The organism is Rhodococcus sp. JG-3, assembly GCF_000482405.1.
Lineage (GTDB): Bacteria > Actinomycetota > Actinomycetes > Mycobacteriales > Mycobacteriaceae > Rhodococcoides > Rhodococcoides fascians.
Genome location: NZ_KI519398.1, coordinates 4658310 through 4677102, shown reverse-complemented (window position 1 = coordinate 4677102; position 18793 = coordinate 4658310). Strand labels below are relative to the sequence as shown.

The 18793-nt window shown below is 65.0% G+C and carries 15 protein-coding genes; 6 read left to right on the top strand and 9 right to left on the bottom strand.

The window, feature by feature from the left end; all coding sequences use genetic code 11:
* Nucleotides 1-3: 3 nt before the first annotated feature.
* Nucleotides 4-1110: a DUF6542 domain-containing protein gene (locus K414_RS0123320; RefSeq protein WP_027498129.1), complete on the bottom strand. Its 1107-nt coding sequence runs from the start codon at nucleotides 1108-1110 to the stop codon at nucleotides 4-6.
* Nucleotides 1111-1130: 20 nt separating this feature from the next.
* Nucleotides 1131-2297 carry a DNA recombination protein RmuC gene (locus K414_RS27805; protein WP_037220511.1) on the bottom strand — a complete coding sequence of 389 codons (1167 nt, stop codon included), beginning with the start codon at nucleotides 2295-2297 and terminating at the stop codon, nucleotides 1131-1133.
* Nucleotides 2298-2420: 123 nt separating this feature from the next.
* Here K414_RS27805 and K414_RS0123310 point away from each other — a divergent pair, with 123 nt between their 5' ends.
* Together K414_RS0123310 and K414_RS0123305 are read left to right on the top strand one after the other, a co-directional pair.
* The gene (locus K414_RS0123310; RefSeq protein ID WP_027498128.1) at nucleotides 2421-3611 is read left to right on the top strand and encodes an exonuclease SbcCD subunit D; all 1191 of its coding nucleotides are present in this window, start codon (nucleotides 2421-2423) and stop codon (nucleotides 3609-3611) included.
* Nucleotides 3608-6628 (top strand): SMC family ATPase, encoded by a 3021-nt coding sequence (locus K414_RS0123305; protein ID WP_027498127.1) that lies wholly within the window; start codon nucleotides 3608-3610, stop codon nucleotides 6626-6628. Before K414_RS0123310 ends, K414_RS0123305 begins: the two co-directional genes overlap by 4 nt.
* Before the next feature lie 6 nt (nucleotides 6629-6634).
* Here K414_RS0123305 and K414_RS0123300 read toward each other — a convergent pair whose 3' ends face one another.
* From K414_RS0123300 to K414_RS0123280, 5 genes are all read right to left on the bottom strand, one after another.
* Nucleotides 6635-7861 (bottom strand): AI-2E family transporter, encoded by a 1227-nt coding sequence (locus K414_RS0123300; protein WP_027498126.1) that lies wholly within the window; start codon nucleotides 7859-7861, stop codon nucleotides 6635-6637.
* Nucleotides 7862-7931: 70 nt separating this feature from the next.
* Nucleotides 7932-8426, bottom strand: a complete 495-nt coding sequence (locus K414_RS0123295) for a methylated-DNA--[protein]-cysteine S-methyltransferase (protein WP_174557298.1) — start codon at nucleotides 8424-8426, stop codon at nucleotides 7932-7934.
* Nucleotides 8426-9892 (bottom strand): AlkA N-terminal domain-containing protein, encoded by a 1467-nt coding sequence (locus K414_RS0123290; protein WP_027498124.1) that lies wholly within the window; start codon nucleotides 9890-9892, stop codon nucleotides 8426-8428. Before K414_RS0123290 ends, K414_RS0123295 begins: the two co-directional genes overlap by 1 nt.
* Nucleotides 9893-9949: 57 nt before the next feature.
* The gene (locus K414_RS28715) at nucleotides 9950-10120 is read right to left on the bottom strand and encodes a YbdD/YjiX family protein (protein ID WP_072692145.1); all 171 of its coding nucleotides are present in this window, start codon (nucleotides 10118-10120) and stop codon (nucleotides 9950-9952) included.
* Nucleotides 10121-12394 (bottom strand): carbon starvation CstA family protein, encoded by a 2274-nt coding sequence (locus tag K414_RS0123280; RefSeq protein ID WP_027498123.1) that lies wholly within the window; start codon nucleotides 12392-12394, stop codon nucleotides 10121-10123.
* A 194-nt stretch (nucleotides 12395-12588) separates the two neighbouring features.
* Between K414_RS0123280 and K414_RS0123275 the strand changes: the two genes are divergently transcribed.
* The gene (locus K414_RS0123275) at nucleotides 12589-12891 is read left to right on the top strand and encodes a CD225/dispanin family protein (RefSeq protein WP_052057009.1); all 303 of its coding nucleotides are present in this window, start codon (nucleotides 12589-12591) and stop codon (nucleotides 12889-12891) included.
* Nucleotides 12892-12913: 22 nt separating this feature from the next.
* Here K414_RS0123275 and K414_RS0123270 read toward each other — a convergent pair whose 3' ends face one another.
* Nucleotides 12914-13684 (bottom strand): SDR family oxidoreductase, encoded by a 771-nt coding sequence (locus K414_RS0123270; protein ID WP_027498121.1) that lies wholly within the window; start codon nucleotides 13682-13684, stop codon nucleotides 12914-12916.
* A 102-nt stretch (nucleotides 13685-13786) separates the two neighbouring features.
* Between K414_RS0123270 and K414_RS0123265 the strand changes: the two genes are divergently transcribed.
* The 3 genes from K414_RS0123265 to K414_RS0123255 all read left to right on the top strand — a co-directional run bounded on the left by K414_RS0123265 (nucleotide 13787) and on the right by K414_RS0123255 (nucleotide 16378).
* Nucleotides 13787-14623: a helix-turn-helix transcriptional regulator gene (locus K414_RS0123265; RefSeq protein WP_027498120.1), complete on the top strand. Its 837-nt coding sequence runs from the start codon at nucleotides 13787-13789 to the stop codon at nucleotides 14621-14623.
* Between the two features lie 85 nt (nucleotides 14624-14708).
* Complete coding sequence (gene ychF / locus K414_RS0123260) at nucleotides 14709-15788, top strand: redox-regulated ATPase YchF (RefSeq protein ID WP_027498119.1); 1080 nt, start codon at nucleotides 14709-14711, stop codon at nucleotides 15786-15788.
* Nucleotides 15789-16174: 386 nt separating this feature from the next.
* Nucleotides 16175-16378, top strand: a complete 204-nt coding sequence (locus tag K414_RS0123255; protein ID WP_152530467.1) for a hypothetical protein — start codon at nucleotides 16175-16177, stop codon at nucleotides 16376-16378.
* A gap of 363 nt (nucleotides 16379-16741) precedes the next feature.
* Here the strand turns inward: K414_RS0123255 and K414_RS0123245 are convergent, their stop codons facing one another.
* Entirely contained in the window at nucleotides 16742-17608 is an 867-nt protein-coding gene (locus tag K414_RS0123245; protein WP_152530466.1) for a hypothetical protein, read from the bottom strand.
* Nucleotides 17609-18793 lie beyond the last annotated feature (1185 nt).

Sequence of the window (18793 nt, the reverse complement as noted above, 5' to 3'; positions counted from 1 at the left end):
GGGTCAGTCGTCGGCGTGGCGGTCGCGGTACCGAACCTGCGGCACCGGATGCGGAGGAATGTCGTCACGGCGCACGTTCGGCGGCGCGTCGTTCACGACCGGTTCGACTGTGTGCCGAGCGCTGCTGGAGTACGGATCGACGGCGTCCCGCGGCGGCTGAACCCGAGGGGAACGCTCCCGGCGAGGTTCCGTCGAATACGGTGCCTCGGACGGCTGCGGCCGCGATGGGCGCGCTACGCCGGGTGGGGGCGTGCGATCCTGCGGGTACTGGGCGTGGGAGCGGGAGGGCCGCTGGTACTCGGGCTGCGGACTCGCCTGGCGTGCGTATCCGGGCGTCGCCCCGGGGGTTGTTGCCGACCGTCGTGGCGCGGCACCGGAGTCGGTTGCGGCGCGAGAGGTTCCTCGGCGGCCCACGTACGGCTCGGGCACGATGTCGGTGGCCTCGACCGCGGACACGTCGTCACGGTCCGCCGCAGCTCGACGGCTACGTGCGCGCGACGGACGGTCTTCCTGCGCTCGCCGCTGTGCCCGGGTGAGTGTGTCGTCCTCGGAGGTCGGGCTCCGGCGAGCGGAGTCGCCGGCCTTGGTGCTTCGACGAGGGGCGTCTTCCGATTTCGTGCGACGCCGAGCAGTGTCGGCGGTCTTCGTGCTGCGTCGAACTGCGGGCGCGTGCGTGTTCTGCCGCTTCAGCACGATGCGTACGGCACCGAGGCCGACGGCCACGAGGGTGCCGAGCAGCATCAACGGAAACCGGTTGACCAGCGGAATCGCCACGTTCAGGATGATGTCCTTGAGGCTGGTGCCCGCGTTGTCGGTGAAGTACTGGTACGACAGCGGTACGGCCACGAACAGAATCAACGGGGCTTGGACCATCGCGGTGAACAGTCCGCGGTAGCGGACCAGCAATACCGCCGCGATGCAGCCGAGGATGTAGAGGAACGCGAACGCACCGGTCAGCTCGGTTCCACGCGCGGCGTCGATGAGAAACCCGAGAAAGGTCAGCCCTGCGGCGATCGCAACGGCACCCCACGCTGGTACGCCGGGCAGGGTCGCGAGGATGGATCGGTGATCCAGCGGTACCCCGGATCGGGCACGTTGGGAGGTAGACACCCCTCGAGGTTAGCCGTAGTTCAGCCCACTGCATCGCTGACATGACCGAAGTCGTGCCGGTAGCGGGACGAATCGGACGGCTTGGGACGCTCGTCCACGCGTGCGATCTCCACCGGTTCGGCGTCGAACAGCTCGAGCTCGTGCAGCTTGCGTGCGGTGACACCCACCCTGCTGTCGACCGACCCGACGGTGGAGTTGAAGGACTCCACAGCCTTGCCGAGGTGGGCTCCGAGCTTGTCGAGATGTGTCGAGACGATTCCGATGCGGCCGTACAGTTCGCGGCCCAGCTGGTGGATCCGCGCCGCGTCCTCGGCGATCGACTCCTGCTTCCAGGTGTATGCGACGGTGCGCAGTAGAGCGACCAGAGTGGTCGGGGTGGCAAGAATCACGTTCCGGCCGAAGGCGTACTCCAGCAGGCTCGTATCCGACGTCAACGCGGCGTCGAGAAACGGGTCGCCGGGAACGAACAGGACGACGAACTCCGGCGTCGGCTCGAACGCCTCCCAGTAGGCCTTGTCGGCCAGTTGATCGATGTGGGTGCGCAACTGCTTGGCGTGGCGGCGCAGATGCTTGTCGCGAGCACCGGGTTCTTCGTCCTGCGCGGCGTCGAGGTAGGCCGCGAACGGCACCTTGGCGTCGACGACGATCTGTCGATCGCCGGCGAGGCGAACGATCATGTCGGGTCGAAAGCCGTCCTTGCTCACCTGAGTGTCGAAGTCGCAGTGCTTGACCATTCCGGCGAGTTCGACGACCCGTTCGAGCTGGATCTCGCCCCACCGACCTCGGATCTGCGGTGCGCGCAGTGCGGTGACCAGTTGTCCGGTCTGCATGGAGAGCTGCATCGACGCGCGATGCATTCCGGTGACCTGTTCCGACAGCCCCGCGTACGCCCTGATGCGGTGGTGCTCGACTTCTCGCACGTGCTCGGCCAGAGCATCGACGGCGTCGTGCAGTGGCTCCACCAGATGGGACACCTGCTGGCCGATGACCGTCGAATTGCGCCGCGCGGAATCCTCGTTCACCGCGCTCAGCGACTGGCGCAGCAGCGCCTCGTTCTGGCGTAGAGCCGCCAGCTGGGCCTCCGCTCGTACGGCCCGATCACCCACCCGAGAGGCATGCAACAGCCACCCCACCACGCCGCCGATGGCGAGTGCGACGAGCAGGCCGAGCGCGGTGAGAATGTTCATGGTGCCGATGATGCAGCACGCCACCGACAAGTTCGGGCGAGACGAGCTGTGGGTCGATGCTCACGCCCGACAGGCCGACGAGCCTCGAATAGTTTGTCGGTGGTTGCCGATAGCGTCGTCGACATGAGAATCCTGCACACCTCGGACTGGCACATAGGTCGCACCTTTCATGGTGTCGACCTGTTGGCCGATCAGGGCGCAGTGCTCGAGTCCATCGCGGAACTGGTTGCCGCACAGTCGATCGACGTGGTCGTCGTCCCGGGTGATATCTACGACCGCGCCGTGCCGAGCGCGGATGCCGTAGTGGTGTGCAATCGCGGACTCGAAGCGATCAGAGCCGCCGGAGCCGTCATCGTCGCGACGTCGGGTAACCACGATTCACCCGCTCGGTTGGGTGCCGGAGCTGCGTTCGCCTCGGCCGGCGGACTGCATCTGATGACCAAGGTCGGCAGCGTCGCGACCCCGGTGGTCGTCGACGACGAGCACGGATCGGTTGCGTTCTACGGCATTCCGTACCTCGAGCCCGAGACCACCCGAGTCGAACTCGACGTTCCGGCGGCACGGACGCACGCCGAGGTGCTCGATGCTGCCATGGACTTGGTGCGCGCCGACCTCGCAGCGAGAGGCGAAGCAGGGCAACATGTTCGGTCCGTCGTCCTCGCGCATGCGTTCATCGTCGGCGGCGAAGCGACAGGTTCGGAGCGATCGATTTCGTCCGGGGGAATCGAAACGGCACCGGCATCGGCATTCGACGGCGTCGACTACGTGGCCCTGGGTCATCTGCATTCTCCGCAGACACTCACCGAGCGGGTCCGGTATTCCGGCTCCCCGTTGCCGTACTCGTTCGGCGAACGCTCGCACCGTAAGGCCGTGTGGATTCTCGAACTCGACGCCGACGGGCTCGGCAGCGTCGATCGAGTGGACTTGCCGGTGGTTCGCGGTCTCGCCCGCATCGAGGGCACGGTCGAGGAATTGACCACTCACGCAGCCTTTTCCGAATACGAGGATTACTACGTCTCGGCAGTGCTGACCGACGAGGTACGTCCCGTCGATGCAATGCGGTTGCTGCAACAGCGTTTTCGGCACGCGATCCATCTCGAGTGGCGTCGACCCGAAGACGACGGGGGGCTTCGGTATCGCGATCGTGTCCGCGGCCGCAGCGACCTCGAGATCGCGACGTCGTTCCTGACGGACATGCGTAGCGCGCCCACCGCAGCCGAGTCCGCTCTCTTCGAGCGCGCACTTGCTTCCGTGCAGCGCGAGGCCGAATCCATGCGCACACCGGCGAGCACCGTCGACCGCGGCGCTGCATGAGGCTGCACTCACTCGAGATCACCGCCTTCGGTCCCTTCGCGGGAACGGAGACGGTCGATTTCGACGCGCTGGGAGCCGACGGGCTGTTTCTGTTGCACGGTCAGACCGGAGCCGGGAAGACGACAGTGCTCGACGCCGTTGCCTTTGTGCTCTACGGCACCGTTCCCGGAGCACGGCGGGAGGGCAAGAGGCTGCTGTCCGACCACGCCGCGGCAGGTGTCGTCCCGCAGGTGACCCTCGAAGCAACCCTCGGTGGGCGACGAATCCGGATCGTGCGCAGTCCGGAGTTCCTGCGCCCCAAGCTCAGGACTGCCGGCACCACCAAGCAGCATGCCAAGGCGAGTCTCACGTGGCTCGACGGGCGTGGGCAGAACCTGACGCGGCTCAACGAGATCGGCGACGCGGTCAACGGGTTGCTCGGAATGAGTGCCGACCAGTTCTTTCAAGTGGTGTTGTTGCCGCAGGGCGAGTTCGCGAAGTTTCTGCGAGCAGACAGCGACGAGCGCGGAAACCTACTCGAAAGACTCTTCGACACAGGCAGATTCGGCGACGTGGAGGAATGGTTCGCCGAGCGGCGTCGAGAATTGGCCGCCGGTCTTGCCGACGCCGACCAGGCCATCGACATCATGCTGGGCAGAGTGTCCCAGGCCGCGGGCGTACCCGAGCCGTCCACCGACGACGCCGCGCCCGGTGAGCAGGCCCAGGATCCCCTCGAATGGGCGGCACGGGTTCTGGACGGTGCACGGCAGAACAGAACTCTCGCCCAGGGTCGTGCGGTGCTGGTCGACGCGGCAGCCGGGCGTGCGTCCGCCGCGCTGGCCGAGGCCACCAGCGCCCTGGACCTGCAGCGCCGACGCGCGATCGCCGAAGAGCAACTCGCGCAGTACCGGGACGGCGAAGCCGCCCGAGCAGCGCGACGCGCGGAACTGGCCGATTCTGCTGCTGCGGGTCCCATCGCCGACGCTGTCGCCGATCTGCGCCTTGCCGCCACTACCGCAGATGCGGCCACCACAGCGCTGACCGCCGCGGAACAGGCACTGCCGACGTCCGCAGAGGGCAGGCGCTTCCACGACGCACTGCAGTGGCCGCCGGTACAGAACGATCCGGCCGACGAGCGAGCAGTGGTTGCCGAGTTCGTACGAGCATGGACCACCGATGTCGCACGGCTGCAGTCGCTGCTCGGGACATCCCGTGAGGCCGACCGGCTGGACGCCGAGCTCGCAGAACAGCGCAGACAGCGTGCCGAGACCGTTGCTGCCATCGAACGCACGACGACGAAACAGGCGACACTTCCCGAGACCCTCGCCGCTGTGGAAGCGCGGGTGGCCCGCGCAGCCGCGGCCGCTGCCGAGCTTCCGGGACTGGACGAGCGGTGCGCCCGCGCTCAGGCGGCCGCTGAGTCGGCCCTCGAATTGGTGCGGACCCGAGCTGTTCTCGTCGAGGCAGAACGCGTCAGGGACCGTGCTGCAACCGCGCGCAACAGCGCCTGGGAACACTTGCTCGAGCTGCGCGAACGCCGCATCGACGGCATGGCCGCAGAGCTGGCTGCCCGCCTCGAGCCCGGTGCGCCGTGTGTCGTATGCGGGTCGGCCGAACACCCGAATCCGGCGGCTGCCGCGACGTCGACGGTCACGAAAGCGCAGGAGGACAAGGCCGCTGCCGCGGAGCGAAAGTGCGCTGCCGAGCTGGAACGGTCGATCGCGGCCGTCGCCGACGCCAGTCGTGCGGTCGATCTGCTGCACGACCGGACGGGCGGAGCCTCCGCCGCGGAGCTTGCTCACACCCTCGATGCGGCGACGACTGCCGTCCGAGACGCCCGAGCGAGGGCCGCCGACCTCGACCCGGCGACGACCGAGCTGCGCCGGCTGCGCGCCGAGTCGGATGCGCTGGCGGTCACGCTGCAGGATCTCGTCGCCAGGCGCAGCGCGCTGGACGAACGCATCGCAGCCACCGAGCGATCGGTGGCGCAGATGCGAGCGTCGGTAGCCGAGGAAATTGCCGAAGGCGCATCGTTGACCGAGCGAATTGCCCAGTGCGAGAAGCTGATCGACGGTGCCCGCCGACTGCAGGAAGCGCGAATCGCCTGGCTCGACGCCAGCGAGCAGCACGCCGCGCTGCGCGGCGAACTGGATCGACGGGTATCGGCATCGAACTTCGATTCCGCCGATGCAGCAGCAGATGCCGTTCTCACCGAAGACCGCGTCGAGCAGATCGAGACCGAACTTCGTCTCGCGGAGGAGCGTCGGGCACACGCCGAACACGTGCTGCTCGAACCCGGCATTGTCGCCCAGAGCGGGCAACCGCCGATCGACCTGGATCCGCTGCGTGCCCGGTTCGCCGAACTGGACGGCGCGGCGAAGGTTGCCGCGGGGGAGGTGGCCGAGTGTCGCCGACGCGCGGACGAGCTCGAGCGGTTGATCGCCGAACTGTTCGTGGCGGCTGCGGCCATCGCGCCGCAACGCGCCGAGTTCGACGAGCTCGCCAACTTGGCGGATGTGGTTGCCGGGCGTGGGCAGAATGCACGCAAGATGTCGCTGCGGTCCTACGTGCTTGCGTCCCGTCTCGAGGACGTCGCCGAGTCGGCATCGGCACGCTTGCGTCGGATGTCCTCGGGTCGTTACGAATTCGTGCACTCCGACGAGGCCGGCGTTCGCGGAAAGCGGGGTGGACTCGGTCTCGACATTCGCGACGACTACACCGGTGTGGTGCGTTCGGCCAAGACGCTCTCGGGCGGCGAGGCGTTTCTGGCGTCGCTCTCGCTCGCGCTGGGTCTCGCCGATGTCGTGGCCGCCGAATCCGGCGGGGTCGTTCTCGACACCATGTTCATCGACGAGGGGTTCGGCACGCTGGATGCGGACACGCTGGAATCGGTGATGGCCGTGCTCGACGAATTACGTGCGGGCGGCCGCGTCGTCGGAGTCGTCAGTCACGTCGACGAAATGCGTCAGCGCATTCCGAGCCGCCTCTACGTCAAGCGTGGACGCGCGGGCTCGACATTGCAGGTCGTTGCGTCCTGATCGGGGCTACTTCTTCCCCGGCGCAGCCTTCTCGTCCTCGTCCTCGTCCTCGAGGCCGGCCTGTTCGTCGGTCAGTCCCTCGGGTGCGGGGATCTGATCCTCTAGCTCGTCCTGATCGGGCTCGTTCGATCGCTCGTCGATCTGTTCGGAGACGTAGCGAATCAGCACAGCAGCCACCGCCGCGGCGGGCACTGCGAGGAACGCGCCGATGATCCCGAACAGCGAGCTGCCTCCGGTGACGGCGAGCAGCACGATCGCTGGATGCAGATTCATGCTGCGGCTCTGCAGGATCGGCTGCAGCACGTTGCCTTCGAGCTGCTGCACCGCGAGGATGATCGCGAGCACGATCAACGCGGTCGTCAGACCGTTGGCCACCAATGCGACGAGCACAGCGAGAGCGCCCGCGACGAACGCACCGACGATGGGGATGAAGCCACCGAGGAACGTCAGGGTGGCGAGCACCAATGCCAGCGGGACACCGAGGATCACCAATCCGAGCCCGATGAAGAACGCGTCGATGAAGCTGACGATGGCCTGGGTTCGGATGAAACCGCCCAGCGTCACCCACATGCGGGAGAGGACTTCGCCGAGATGGCGTCCCGCGCGGCCGCCGGAGAATCCGTGCAGCCACGGCAGGAACTTCGGGCCGTCCTTGACGAAGAAGAACGACAGCACGAGCACCAGGGCAAGGGTCACGAGGATGGAACCGGCTGCCGAGACGCCGCTGAACACGCCGGTCGCGATGACGTCGCCGCTGTCTTGCAGCCGCGAGACGATGGCCGATACCGCATTGTCGATCTGGTCGTCGCCGATGTTGAGCGGAGGTCCCTTGAGCCAGTCCTGCACCTGACCGATGCCGCCCGACGCCTGATCGACCAACTCGGGAGCCTGCTCGGCCACCGACGGAATGATCAGAGTGATGACCCCGCCGATCACGACGAAGAACACCACGAGCGACACGGACGATGCCAGCGCAGGCGGAAAACCAAGGCGCATCATCAGTTTCGCAGGTGGCCACAGAACCGTGGCCACGATCACCGCGAGTAGAACCGGTAGCAGAATCACCCAGAGATGACCGATCAGCCAACCGAACACCCACGCGCCGGCCGCGATGGAGATCAGGATGAGCGACCATTTCGCCAGCCAGAGGCCACCGGTTCCGATGAGGTCCCCGCGATCTCGTCCGGACTTCGCGGGCTTCGCAGTACTGCCGGGAACTGCCGATTCGGTCACGGTGGGTCCTCACATTCGGCGGGTGGCGGTTCGTGAAGAACCTTAACGTCCCACTCCGACGCGGTGTCGGTCAGAGCGCCTCGTGGGCCAACAGCCACTTCTTCGTCGGCAGTCCCCAACGGAATCCGCCGAGTGCACCGCCGATCCGAACCACTCGGTGGCACGGTACGAACAGGGCGGCGGCATTGCGCGCGCACGCCGACGCGGCACCGCGAATCGCCGTCGGCCGTCCGGACAATTCCGCGAACGCGGAGTACGTCACCGGCGCTCCGGGTTCGACAGTGCGCAGCACGTCCCAGGCGTGCATCAGGAATTCGCCCGATCGCTGTGCGACGTCGATGTCGTCGATGCGGTCGACGTCGCCGCGGTGGTAGGAGTCGACAGCTGCGGTGACGGCACCGAGGTCGGTGGCCGAGCGGACGTCGGTGGGTCGCAACGTCGGATGGATCAACACTCGGAGTTCCTCGACGTCGGCGGTCCAGCCCGACGCCAGCACGCGCTGATCGGCGTCGACGATGGTGGTGAACGGACCGATAGGGGTGTCCTGCGTTGCGGAGGTGGCCATCATGCCTGCCTTCTTTCCAGTGCGGTGATCCACAGGTGCATCGAAACGTAGGAACGCCACGGTGCCCAGCGTTGGGAGTTCTTCAACGAAATGTCCAGAGCCTGCGCGCCTTGGCGGACAACGAGATCGGTGTCGAGCAGAACGTCGGGGTCGCCCAGCAGTCGCATGACGACATAGCGGGCCGTCCACGGCCCGATTCCTTTGAGCGCGAGCAGTTCTCGTTCCAGATCGGGACCCTCCCGCGCGGGGTGCAATGTCACCGTTCCCGACGCGATGGCGTCGGCGACGCGGATGACGGTCTGGACCCGAGCCGCCGGGCCGGTGAGGACCTCGTGGCCGCGTTCGGCGATGACGGCAGCGTCGGGGAACAGCCGTCCGACGCGTCCGTCGCCGAAATCCAGTGGTGCCCCGAGCGCGTCGACGAGCCTGGCGGTGTGGGTGGCCGCTGCCTTCAGCGAGATCTGTTGCCCGATGACGGTGCGCAGCAACATCTCCGCCCCGTCGACGACCCCGAGTGCCCTGATACCCGGATGGGCGTCGACGCTCGGCGCGAGCTGGGGGTCGGCGCGCAGGGCCTCGTCGACGGCAAGCGGATCGGCGTCGAGATCGAGCAGGTGTCGAATCCTGGCCACGGCGGGAGCGAGATCGCGCATGTCCTGCAGAGTCAGTGCGGCGCTGACGAATCCGTCCAGGATGCGCAGTGCCACTAGTCCGGCAGCGTGCGGGAGCTGCAGGGAACGCACGTATTCGCCGTCGTCGGAAAACGATTCGATGCCCTCGACCACATGGCCTCGGAGAAACCACTCGACCCAGCCGCGGTCCAGCGGCGCGCGGTACGGCAGTCGCAACGTGACGGTGCCACCCGCAGTAGGTACGGCCGAGCGGTGCGCTTCTCGCCGCAGGGTCGTCGGATCGACCGCGAAGACCTCTTTGACGGTGTCGTTGAACTGGCGGACGCTCGAGAAGCCGGCGGCGAAGGTGATGTCGGCCATCGACATGTCGGTGGTCTGGATCAACGTGCGGGCGGTATGCGCGCGATGGGCGCGAGCCAACGCGAGGGGGCCGGCACCCACTTCTGCCGTCAGAACGCGGGTCAATTGCCGGCTCGAGTAGCCGAGGGTGCTGGCGAGGCCGTCGACGCCCCCGCGCTCGACGGCTCCGTCGGAGATCAGCCGCATCGCACGAGAACTGAGATCCGAGTGGATGTTCCATCGTGGGGAGCCGGGAGTGGCGTCGGGCTGGCAACGGCGGCAGGCGCGGTAGCCGGATTGTTGGGCCGCTGCTGCCGTGGCCAAAAACGAGACGTTGCCGGGCTTGGGGGTGCGCGCCGGGCAGGAAGGTCGACAGTAGATGCCGGTGGTGGAGACGGCGGTGAAGAACTGGCCGTCGAACCGTGCGTCACGCGAGGAGACCGCGCGATAACACCGATCGAAGTCCAGTTCTTGCACCTGCCGTTCGCTGCTCATGCTCCTACTGTGTCAGCGCGATCCCGCCAGTGCTAGCGGAAATCGGACAGCACCGTGTCAGCAGCATCGAGCCCCTGGGTTTCGGTCCGCTTCCGCGTGCCGGTCCTTCCAGTACTGCCGCACGGTCGGTGGCTCCTGGCCCGGGTGGTGCCGGGCCAGATGCGCGACGTAGCGGTCGTAATCGTGATCACCCATCACCGAGGTGATCCACCACCACAGCCCGCGCATCTAGTGCGCCGACCCGGGGCGTCGGACGGTGCCCGCATCGATCAGTTCGTCCCACTCGGCCTGGATCTGCTTCTCGGCGGGGGTGAGGACGAATCCGGCAGGACCGAAGATCTTCGATGGCACCTCCGGCTCCTCGTTGTCCGGCAGATCAGCTCCGCGAACGGCTCTGACGCACACGATGACTCCGGCGATGACGACGACCAGGACGAGTACCGCGAAGATGATCGAGAGGGTGCCCTGGATGAACGTGTTGCGAATGACCGCGTCGATGGCCTCGGGGGTCTTCGCGCTGCCGAAGCTGCTCAGGCCCTGCTCCTTTGCGTCACGGAACTGCGAATGCTGCGTCCAGTAACCGATGGCCGGGGTGGAGGAGAAGATCTTCTGGTACGAGGCCGTCATCGTGACGATGAGGTCCCAGGCGAGCGGAATGCCGGGGATCCAGGCCCATTTGTAGAGACCTCGTTTGACGACGATCACCATGACCACCGTCAGGGCGATGGCGGCGAGCAACTGATTGGCAATACCGAACAGCGGGAACAGGGTGTTGATGCCGCCGAGCGGGTCGGTGACTCCCATGAGAAGGATTGCGCCCCAGGCTGCGACGACGATCAGCGAGCAGATCCATGCTCCGGGACGCCACGACGGGTCCTTGAACTTCTTGGCCGAGGCTCCGGGCAGGTTGCCGATGCTGTCGGAGAGCATGAAGCGTGCGACGCGGGTGCCGGCATCGACCGTGGTGAGGATGAACAGTGCCTCGAACATGATCGCGAAGTGGTACCAGAACGACTTGAGCGATTCTCCGCCGAACACCTGGTGCAGAACCTCGGACATACCGAACGCCAGCGTCGGAGCGCCGCCGGTACGGGAGATGATCGACTCCTCGCCCACATCGGCTGCGGCCTGGCTCAATTCGCCGGCCGAGATGTCTCCGCCGCTCAATCCCAAACCGTTGACGTACTCCGCCGCGGTCTCGGGAGTACCGCCGGTCAGCGTCGCCGGTGCGTTCAGCGCGAAGTAGATGTGCTGATCGAGAACGCAGGCGGTGATGAGCGCCATGATGGCGACGAACGACTCGGTGAGCATGCCGCCGTAGCCGATCATGCGCATCTGCTTTTCCTTCTCGAGCAACTTCGGCGTGGTGCCGGAGGAGATCAGAGCGTGGAAGCCCGACAGCGCGCCGCAGGCGATGGTGATGAACAAGAACGGGAACAGCGATCCTGCGAATGCCGGTCCGTTGCCCTCGGTGGCGAAGGTGGTCATCGCGGGCATCTGAATCTCTGGACGGGCGATGAGAATGCCGACGGCCAGCAGCGCGATGGTGCCGACCTTCATGAACGTCGACAGATAGTCGCGCGGGGCGAGCAGCAGCCACACCGGCAGGATGCAGGCCAGCAGACCGTAGCCGATGAGCAGCCAGGCGACCGTCACCTTGGAGAGCGTGAACCAGTCTGTGCCCCATTCGGTTTCGGCGACCCAGCCGCCGGCGACGATGGCGAGCAGAAGCAGGACGACACCGATGAGCGAGACCTCGGTGACGTTGCCCGGCCGCAGGTAGCGCAGGTACACACCCATGAACAGGGCGATGGGGATGGTCAGCGCGATGGAGAACACGCCCCACGGACTTTCGGCGAGCGCGTTGACGACGACGAGAGCAAGAACCGCGATCAAGATGATCATGATGACGAACACCGCGATCAGCGCGGCGGTTCCGCCGACTACTCCGAGTTCGTCACGGGCCATCTGGCCGAGGCTGCGGCCGTTGCGGCGCGTCGAGATCCACAGCACCAGGAAATCCTGGACGGCTCCGGCGAACACGACGCCGATGATGATCCACATGGTGCCGGGCAGGTAGCCCATCTGGGCCGCCAGAACCGGTCCGACGAGGGGGCCCGCTCCCGCGATTGCGGCGAAGTGATGGCCGAACAACACCCGACGGTCCGTCGGCATGTAGTCCTTGCCGTTCTCCAAGATCTCGGCGGGCGTGGCTCGGTCGTCGCGAGGAAAGACGATCTTGCGTTCGATCAGTCTGGCGTAGAAGCGAAACGCGAAGATGTAGGTACACACCGCGGCGATGACGAACCAGACTGCGTTGGGATTCTCGCCACGGACGATGGCGATGATCGTCCAGGCGACGCCGCCGAGCAGGCCGATCACGACGAGCATCAGACGCTTGATCGGCGTCATGGGATGGGAATCGACGACTCCGACAGGTGGTAGGTCGGGGTCTGTCTTCAGCAATTCGACGTGTGGATCGTCGGCCGCTTTCAGTGACATGTGTGGGGTCTCCATGGTCGCAGGTGTGACTGCGATCACCCTATGCGTGACGCACTTGCACGTCCTCGAATCGACACTTCGCGGTGCGCCCGGCGGTCATTCGTGTGCGCCGAGTGGCGGCGGCCTGGAACCGGATGGTCCTGGGCTGCGTCGTACCGGGTGTCATCACTTCATTCATTCGGGGGGAACACCACATGTCGGGACCGTACGAGCAAACTCATCAGCAGACCTTTCCCGCGGCGCAGCCCTTCGCGCCCGTGCTGCCCGCGTCGAACGCAGGGTGGGCAGTGGTGGCAGTCATCTTCTTCTGGCCACTGGCCATCCCCGCGTTCAATCACGCGCTCAAGGTCCATCCTCTGTGGTCGATGGGTGATGTCCAGGGCGCGCAGTACTCGTCGCAGCGCGCAGCGTTCTTCGGCAAGCTGTCCCTCATCATCTTCGGCGTCTTCATCGTTCTCTACCTGGCGTTCATCGGCTTGGTCGTCTCGAACATGTGACGGGTCGACGGCGGTGTGCTGATCACCCGCGGGTGACCGAAATACCGCCGTCGACGTAGAGCGTGGTTCCGTGGACCATTGCGGCGTTGTCCGAGACCAGGAACAGAACGCCGTCGGCAATGTTCTGCGGTGACAGCACCGTGCCTGCCGGGGTTCCGGCCGTCATGGCGTCGAGGACCTGGCGTGCGTCCTCGTTGCCCGGGGTCAGAGTCGCTCCGGGCGCGAGGGCGTTCACTCGCACACCGCGGGGGCCGAACTCAGCGGCCCAGCTACGAGTGAGCTGCTCGTCGGCGGCTTTGGTGGCGGAGTACATGGCAGCGAACGGACTGCCCATCGTGGCCATCCACGACCCGATGTTCACGATGACTCCGCTGCCGCGCTCGGCCATGGCCGGTGCGAGCTCGCCGACGAGCACGTGCGGTGCTCGGACGTTGACGGCGAGCATGGCGTCGAGCTGGTCGTCGGGAAGATCGGCTGTCGCGGTGGCCGGATAGATACCGGCGTTGTTGACGAGAATGTCGACGCGGCCGCCGAGGGCGTCGGTAGTGCGGGCGGCGAACTCGCGAAGTTCGTCGTAGCTGCCCGACAGATCGACGTCGACGAATGCCGCTGTGCCGCCGGTTTTCGAGATGCGGGCCGCCAGGGCTTTGCCGCGCTCGGCGTCGCGGCCGCTGACGACCACCTTTGCCCCGTGGGCGGCGAGGGTGAGCGCGATGGCAGCACCGATCCCACTGGTCGATCCGGTGACGACGGCGGTGCGTCCATGGAGTTGTGTGGAACTGGGAGATGTCATGACGCCATGTCTACGGTCGCCGAATCGAGCGGACCAGGCGTCGTTCGACCTAGGTCTGTCATGACCAGGTTCGCGATCGCTCGCGTGGCTACTGTGGATTTCGTGAACGACGACAGGTCGGCGCTGAGTGCGTTTCTGCGTGATCGACGCGACCGCATCACTCCCGCCGAGGCGGGAGTACCGACCTATCCCGGTGCGCGACGGGTACCGGGCCTGCGGCGCGAAGAGCTCGCAGCGCTGGCCGGAGTGAGTCCGGATTACTACAGCAAGCTCGAACAGGGTCGCCAGGCCAATGTCTCATCCGAGGTGCTGCGAGCAATTGCTCGGGCGTTGAAACTCGACCGGGTGGAGTCCGCGCACCTGCTCGATCTCGCATCTCCAGCTGTGCCGGTCGACAGCGCCCCGGAGCGACCGGATCCGGGATTGCTGCAGGTCATGCGGGCGCTCGATCACGTGCCGGTGCTACTGCTCGGGCGCTCGGGAACCATCTTGGCCAGCAATGCGCTGGTTCGTGCGGTGTTGAGTCTGCAGTCGTCCGCCGGGGATTCGCTGTTCCACTATCTGTTTCGCAATCCCATCGCGCGGGAGCGAATCGTCAACTGGTCGCAGTTCGCGGCTGCCTCGGTTGCCGCGCTGCGCCGCGATCTTGCTCGTCGACCGGGCGATCCGACCCTGACCGCACTGATCGACGAATTGCGTTCGTCCGAGCCGTGTTTCGAGCAATGGTGGAGCGATCACGAGGTCGCCGAATTCGCAGGTGCAACCAAGATCATTCAGCACCCGGCGGCGGGCACCCTGCAATTCGGGATTGAGTTTCTGACCTCGCCGAGCGCGCAGGATCAAAGTCTGATCGTCTACACGGTCGAGGAGGATTCCAGTACGGCACACGTCCTGCCGATCCTGGCGAGCTGGGACCCGAATTCGGCGATCACCACGTGACCGGCATGGCCGATCACGCCGTCGAGTAGGCGCTGGCCGGGCACTGTCCGAGCTGGTCGTGTCGTCAAAGTAGACTCCATAGACCGTGAGCCTCACCCTCGGAATCGTCGGACTGCCCAACGTCGGCAAGTCCACCCTCTTCAATGCACTGACCAACAACGATGTGCTGGCCGCGAACTATCCGTTCGCGACCATCGAGCCCAACGTCGGCGTGGTCGCGCTGCCGGATCCCCGGCTCGAGAAGCTGGCCGAGGTGTTCGGTTCGGAGAAGCTCGTGCCCGCGCTGGTGTCGTTCGTCGACATCGCCGGCATCGTCAAGGGTGCGTCCGAGGGCGCAGGCCTGGGCAACAAGTTCCTCGCCAACATCCGTGAGGCCGACGCCATCTGTCAGGTCGTGCGCGTGTTCGCCGACGATGACGTGGTGCACGTCGACGGTCGCGTCGACCCCACCGCGGATATAGAGGTCATCGAGACCGAACTCGCGATCGCCGATCTGCAGACCCTCGAGAAGGCGATCCCGCGCCTCGAGAAAGAGGTGCGGATCAAGAAGGACCGCAAGCCGGCGCTCGACGCGGCTCTGGCTGCGCAGGCTGTGCTGAACGACGGCAAGACGCTGTTCTCGGCGAAGGCCAAGCTCGATTTCGAGCTGCTCGGTGAATTCCAGCTGCTCACCACCAAGCCGTTCCTATACGTCTTCAACGCTGACGAGTCGGTGCTGACCGACGACGCGAAGATCGGCGAACTGGCTCGCCTGGTCGCTCCTGCAGATGCGGTGTTCCTCGACGCGAAGATCGAGTCGGAGTTGCTCGAACTCGACAAGGAATCGGCAGCCGAGTTGCTCGAATCCGTCGGTCAGACCGAGCCCGGTCTCGACGCGTTGGCGCGCGCCGGCTTCCACACCCTGGGCTTGCAGACCTACCTCACCGCAGGCCCGAAAGAGGCTCGCGCGTGGACAATTCACCAAGGCGACACCGCGCCCCAGGCCGCAGGCGTCATTCACACCGACTTCGAGCGCGGCTTCATCAAGGCCGAAATCGTCTCCTTCGACGACCTCGTCGCCGCGGGTTCGATGGCATCGGCCAAGGCTGCCGGCAAGGTGCGCATCGAGGGCAAGGACTACGTCATGTCCGACGGCGATGTGGTGGAGTTCCGTTTTAACGTTTAGATCCCTGGCCATCGGCCGTCTAGCGGGCATCCGTCCGCTGTAGCTTCGAGGAACATCGCGTCCGCAGCCTGTCGAGTGCGGTCGTCCGCATTGGGCCATGATGCGCGTACCTCGACAGAGTCACGTTCGGTGAGCTGTGACCGAGGGCTTTTTGCAGTGTCACCACATCGCACCTGGCGTAGATCAAACCCGACGCGAAATAGTGCTGGAGATCGTGCAGATGCCAGTCAGGCTGACCCGCGCTGGCGAGCTTGCGGATCCGCGTCGATCCGACGTGGCCGGAAGTGGCCTAGTAGGCGAATGGGCGGTCGTTGGGCATGATGCTCGAATCCTCACACCACGGTGTCGTGTCGATGAAAGTGCCGGCCGTCGACCAGAATGGGTTCGTGAATTCCGACGGCCAGGTGATGAGGGGCTGGCAGTACGTCGTCACCGTCGAGGGTGTCATCGCCGGGGCGTCAATCCGGATGATACTACTCACGTCCGCGACGGTGGCTGGCGGTGCGCTGACGTTCGGTGTGGCGATCGGTGAGGGCGGTGCCGCGACGTTGCCGGAGCGGCTGGGCCAGCAGTCGCATGACGGGCGTTAGCGGGAACCGAGCACGTGGGCTGTCTGCTGCCGCTACGTTCCATTGATGTATATGGACTCATCCTCGTGCGCGGCGTTCGCAGGCGCTATCCCGTTCCTTCTTGTGACAGGCGTTCTCGATCAGGCGTGGCTGAAGAAGAACCAGCTCTATGGGAACGAATGGACCGGGAGTGCCTACAAAGCCCTCATCTGGGCATCGGTGATCGGCCTATGGTCGGCGCTTTGGGGGACTTTGATCGATGGAATACACGGGCCCTTCGTCTTGCTCGTCGTCATTCCAGCAGCCGTGACCACCGGAGCGATGATTACGATTCTGTCCGCGCACGCGGAGTCGCGATCAGGTAGATGACGCGCGAGATTTGCTCTACGCGCGCCAAGAACGAACCGCAGCCTCCATGGCGATGTGGACCACGGGAACCACCATGCCGAAATCTGATACGAAGTCACCGCCAGCGACCCGGGGCCACCCGTAGGCGTGCGCCGAACCGCTTGCTGAGTGCCAGATCCACTCCAAACTTTCCACAAGTATGAGAGGTTCGGGAGCTTCGTCGCCTAGCTTCTCGACGGTCTGTTTGCCTGTCTCCTCCGCTATCAACCGAATGATCTTGCCTTCGCCGTAGTGGTCCGCCTTCAGCAACGTGTCGGCACGTGCACGCATATCTGAGGCAAATTCCTCAGTTGGGACCATTCCTCGCAGATGCTCAAATTTTGCCGTCGCGTCAAGGGCTCTGAGCAAGCTTTTGGCTTCCTGCCGCAGAACAATGTGGGTGTTCGCTTCCCTTACTGCCCGGTCGTCGGGCCCAAGAACGAACGCAACTCTCGCTGCACCCAAGAGTGCTGCTCTCGCCAGCGATTGGACTCCGACAAGCGCGAATTTGTCGGCGTCGACAAAAATCGCCTGGATATGAACCAAGCAATCCCGTGCGGTTTCCAGACCTGCAATCATCGAGTCCAGCAACGAGATTGGTGCATCCGGTGCTAACGCGTTAAGCGACATCAGTTCGCTGCCTGGATCGGGTGTCCCGGAAACTTTAGTGTGCAATGTGTTGATGACGTCGATCGTCTGGAGTTGACGGCGTAAATGTTCGCGTGCCTTATCGTCCTTGATCCCTAAGCTGTACATCGGTTCGCTTCGTCGGTTTGCTGAGACATCGCAAGAGTTTGGCACATCGCACTGCGCGTTCAGGATGGGGTGCCGGTGTGGACTATCGCGTCTGAGGCTCGTATCCACGAAGGCACGGTACGAAATCATGTGAAGCGATTCCGCCTCGAAAATGACGGAATGTAGCGAGGATATCGTGGCAGGCTTCCTACTGGAACGTTCTCGAAATTCGACACCGCCGCCGGCAACCTTCTGGGGTTGTTGAGGAAAAAGCGTCACCTCTTGTGTGCAGCGTGCGGACTGCGCCCATAACGAAATTGGTTACCATCTTCCACGCTCGGGCCGTCTCGTCACTCGATCGACTAGTCGGCGAATACTCTCGGACATGTCGCGCGAAGAATTCAGCATGCGCTCGGCACGATCAATTGTCTCTGTATCCGTAGGGCTCGCGGCAGCGAGCCGTGCTCGCATGCGGTGGTATTGCTGAACTTTTGGCCCGATAGCGCCGCAGTTGTGCATCGTTTCGATCGCTGTGTCAAGGCGGGCGAGGACTTCGTTGTATCTGCTCATTCCGTCATTGTCCTCCTCGAAGCGCATTCTTCGAGGTGCGTTTCGTAGGGGAACCGGTCCGGCCCTCCTTCCGGTGTAGGACGATCCACGGGAGCCCTGGCTGGGGGCCGTCTCTGGTGCGCGGGTTCAAAATTTCCGTAACCGAGATGACGCAACAAGGGCGGGAATTGGCAGTCCGCACGTCAACCCTGAGTGGGGTTAACGACATGGCTACGGCCATGCCTGCGGTGCCCGCGCCCGTGCAGGTAGCCACACCAACCAACGCGGCCATGACTGTCGCATCGGACGCTCGGCAGTCGCAGGTACCTCCTCTAGCTACCTGTGCCATCATTGCTACATGGTGAACGAATCGCCCGGGGAGATGCACAGCGTGTCGGTTACCTGGCAACTCGACTCGGGACCACCGCCGCTGGTCAACCAGTTCGTTCTACAGGGCGTAGTGGACGGCGACGGTGGCCCTGGCGAGATTATCGTCACTGCCGGTTACGTCGCTCCGCCTCCGTCACCACCCGCACCGAACGGGTCCGACGGGCCGCATGCCGAAGAGACAGATTCGATTGCGGTAACGACTGTGGCCCGATTTGCGTTAACTAGACATCGGGCTGAACAGCTGGTGGGATACTTGTCTCAACAGATAGCACAGTGGGATCAGAATGATGCGTTGACGAGAGGAGGAGACCATGACGAGCGCGCTTGAACGAACAGTCGCGTCTGGGAGCCCAGCCATGTTTGACGTCGACACTC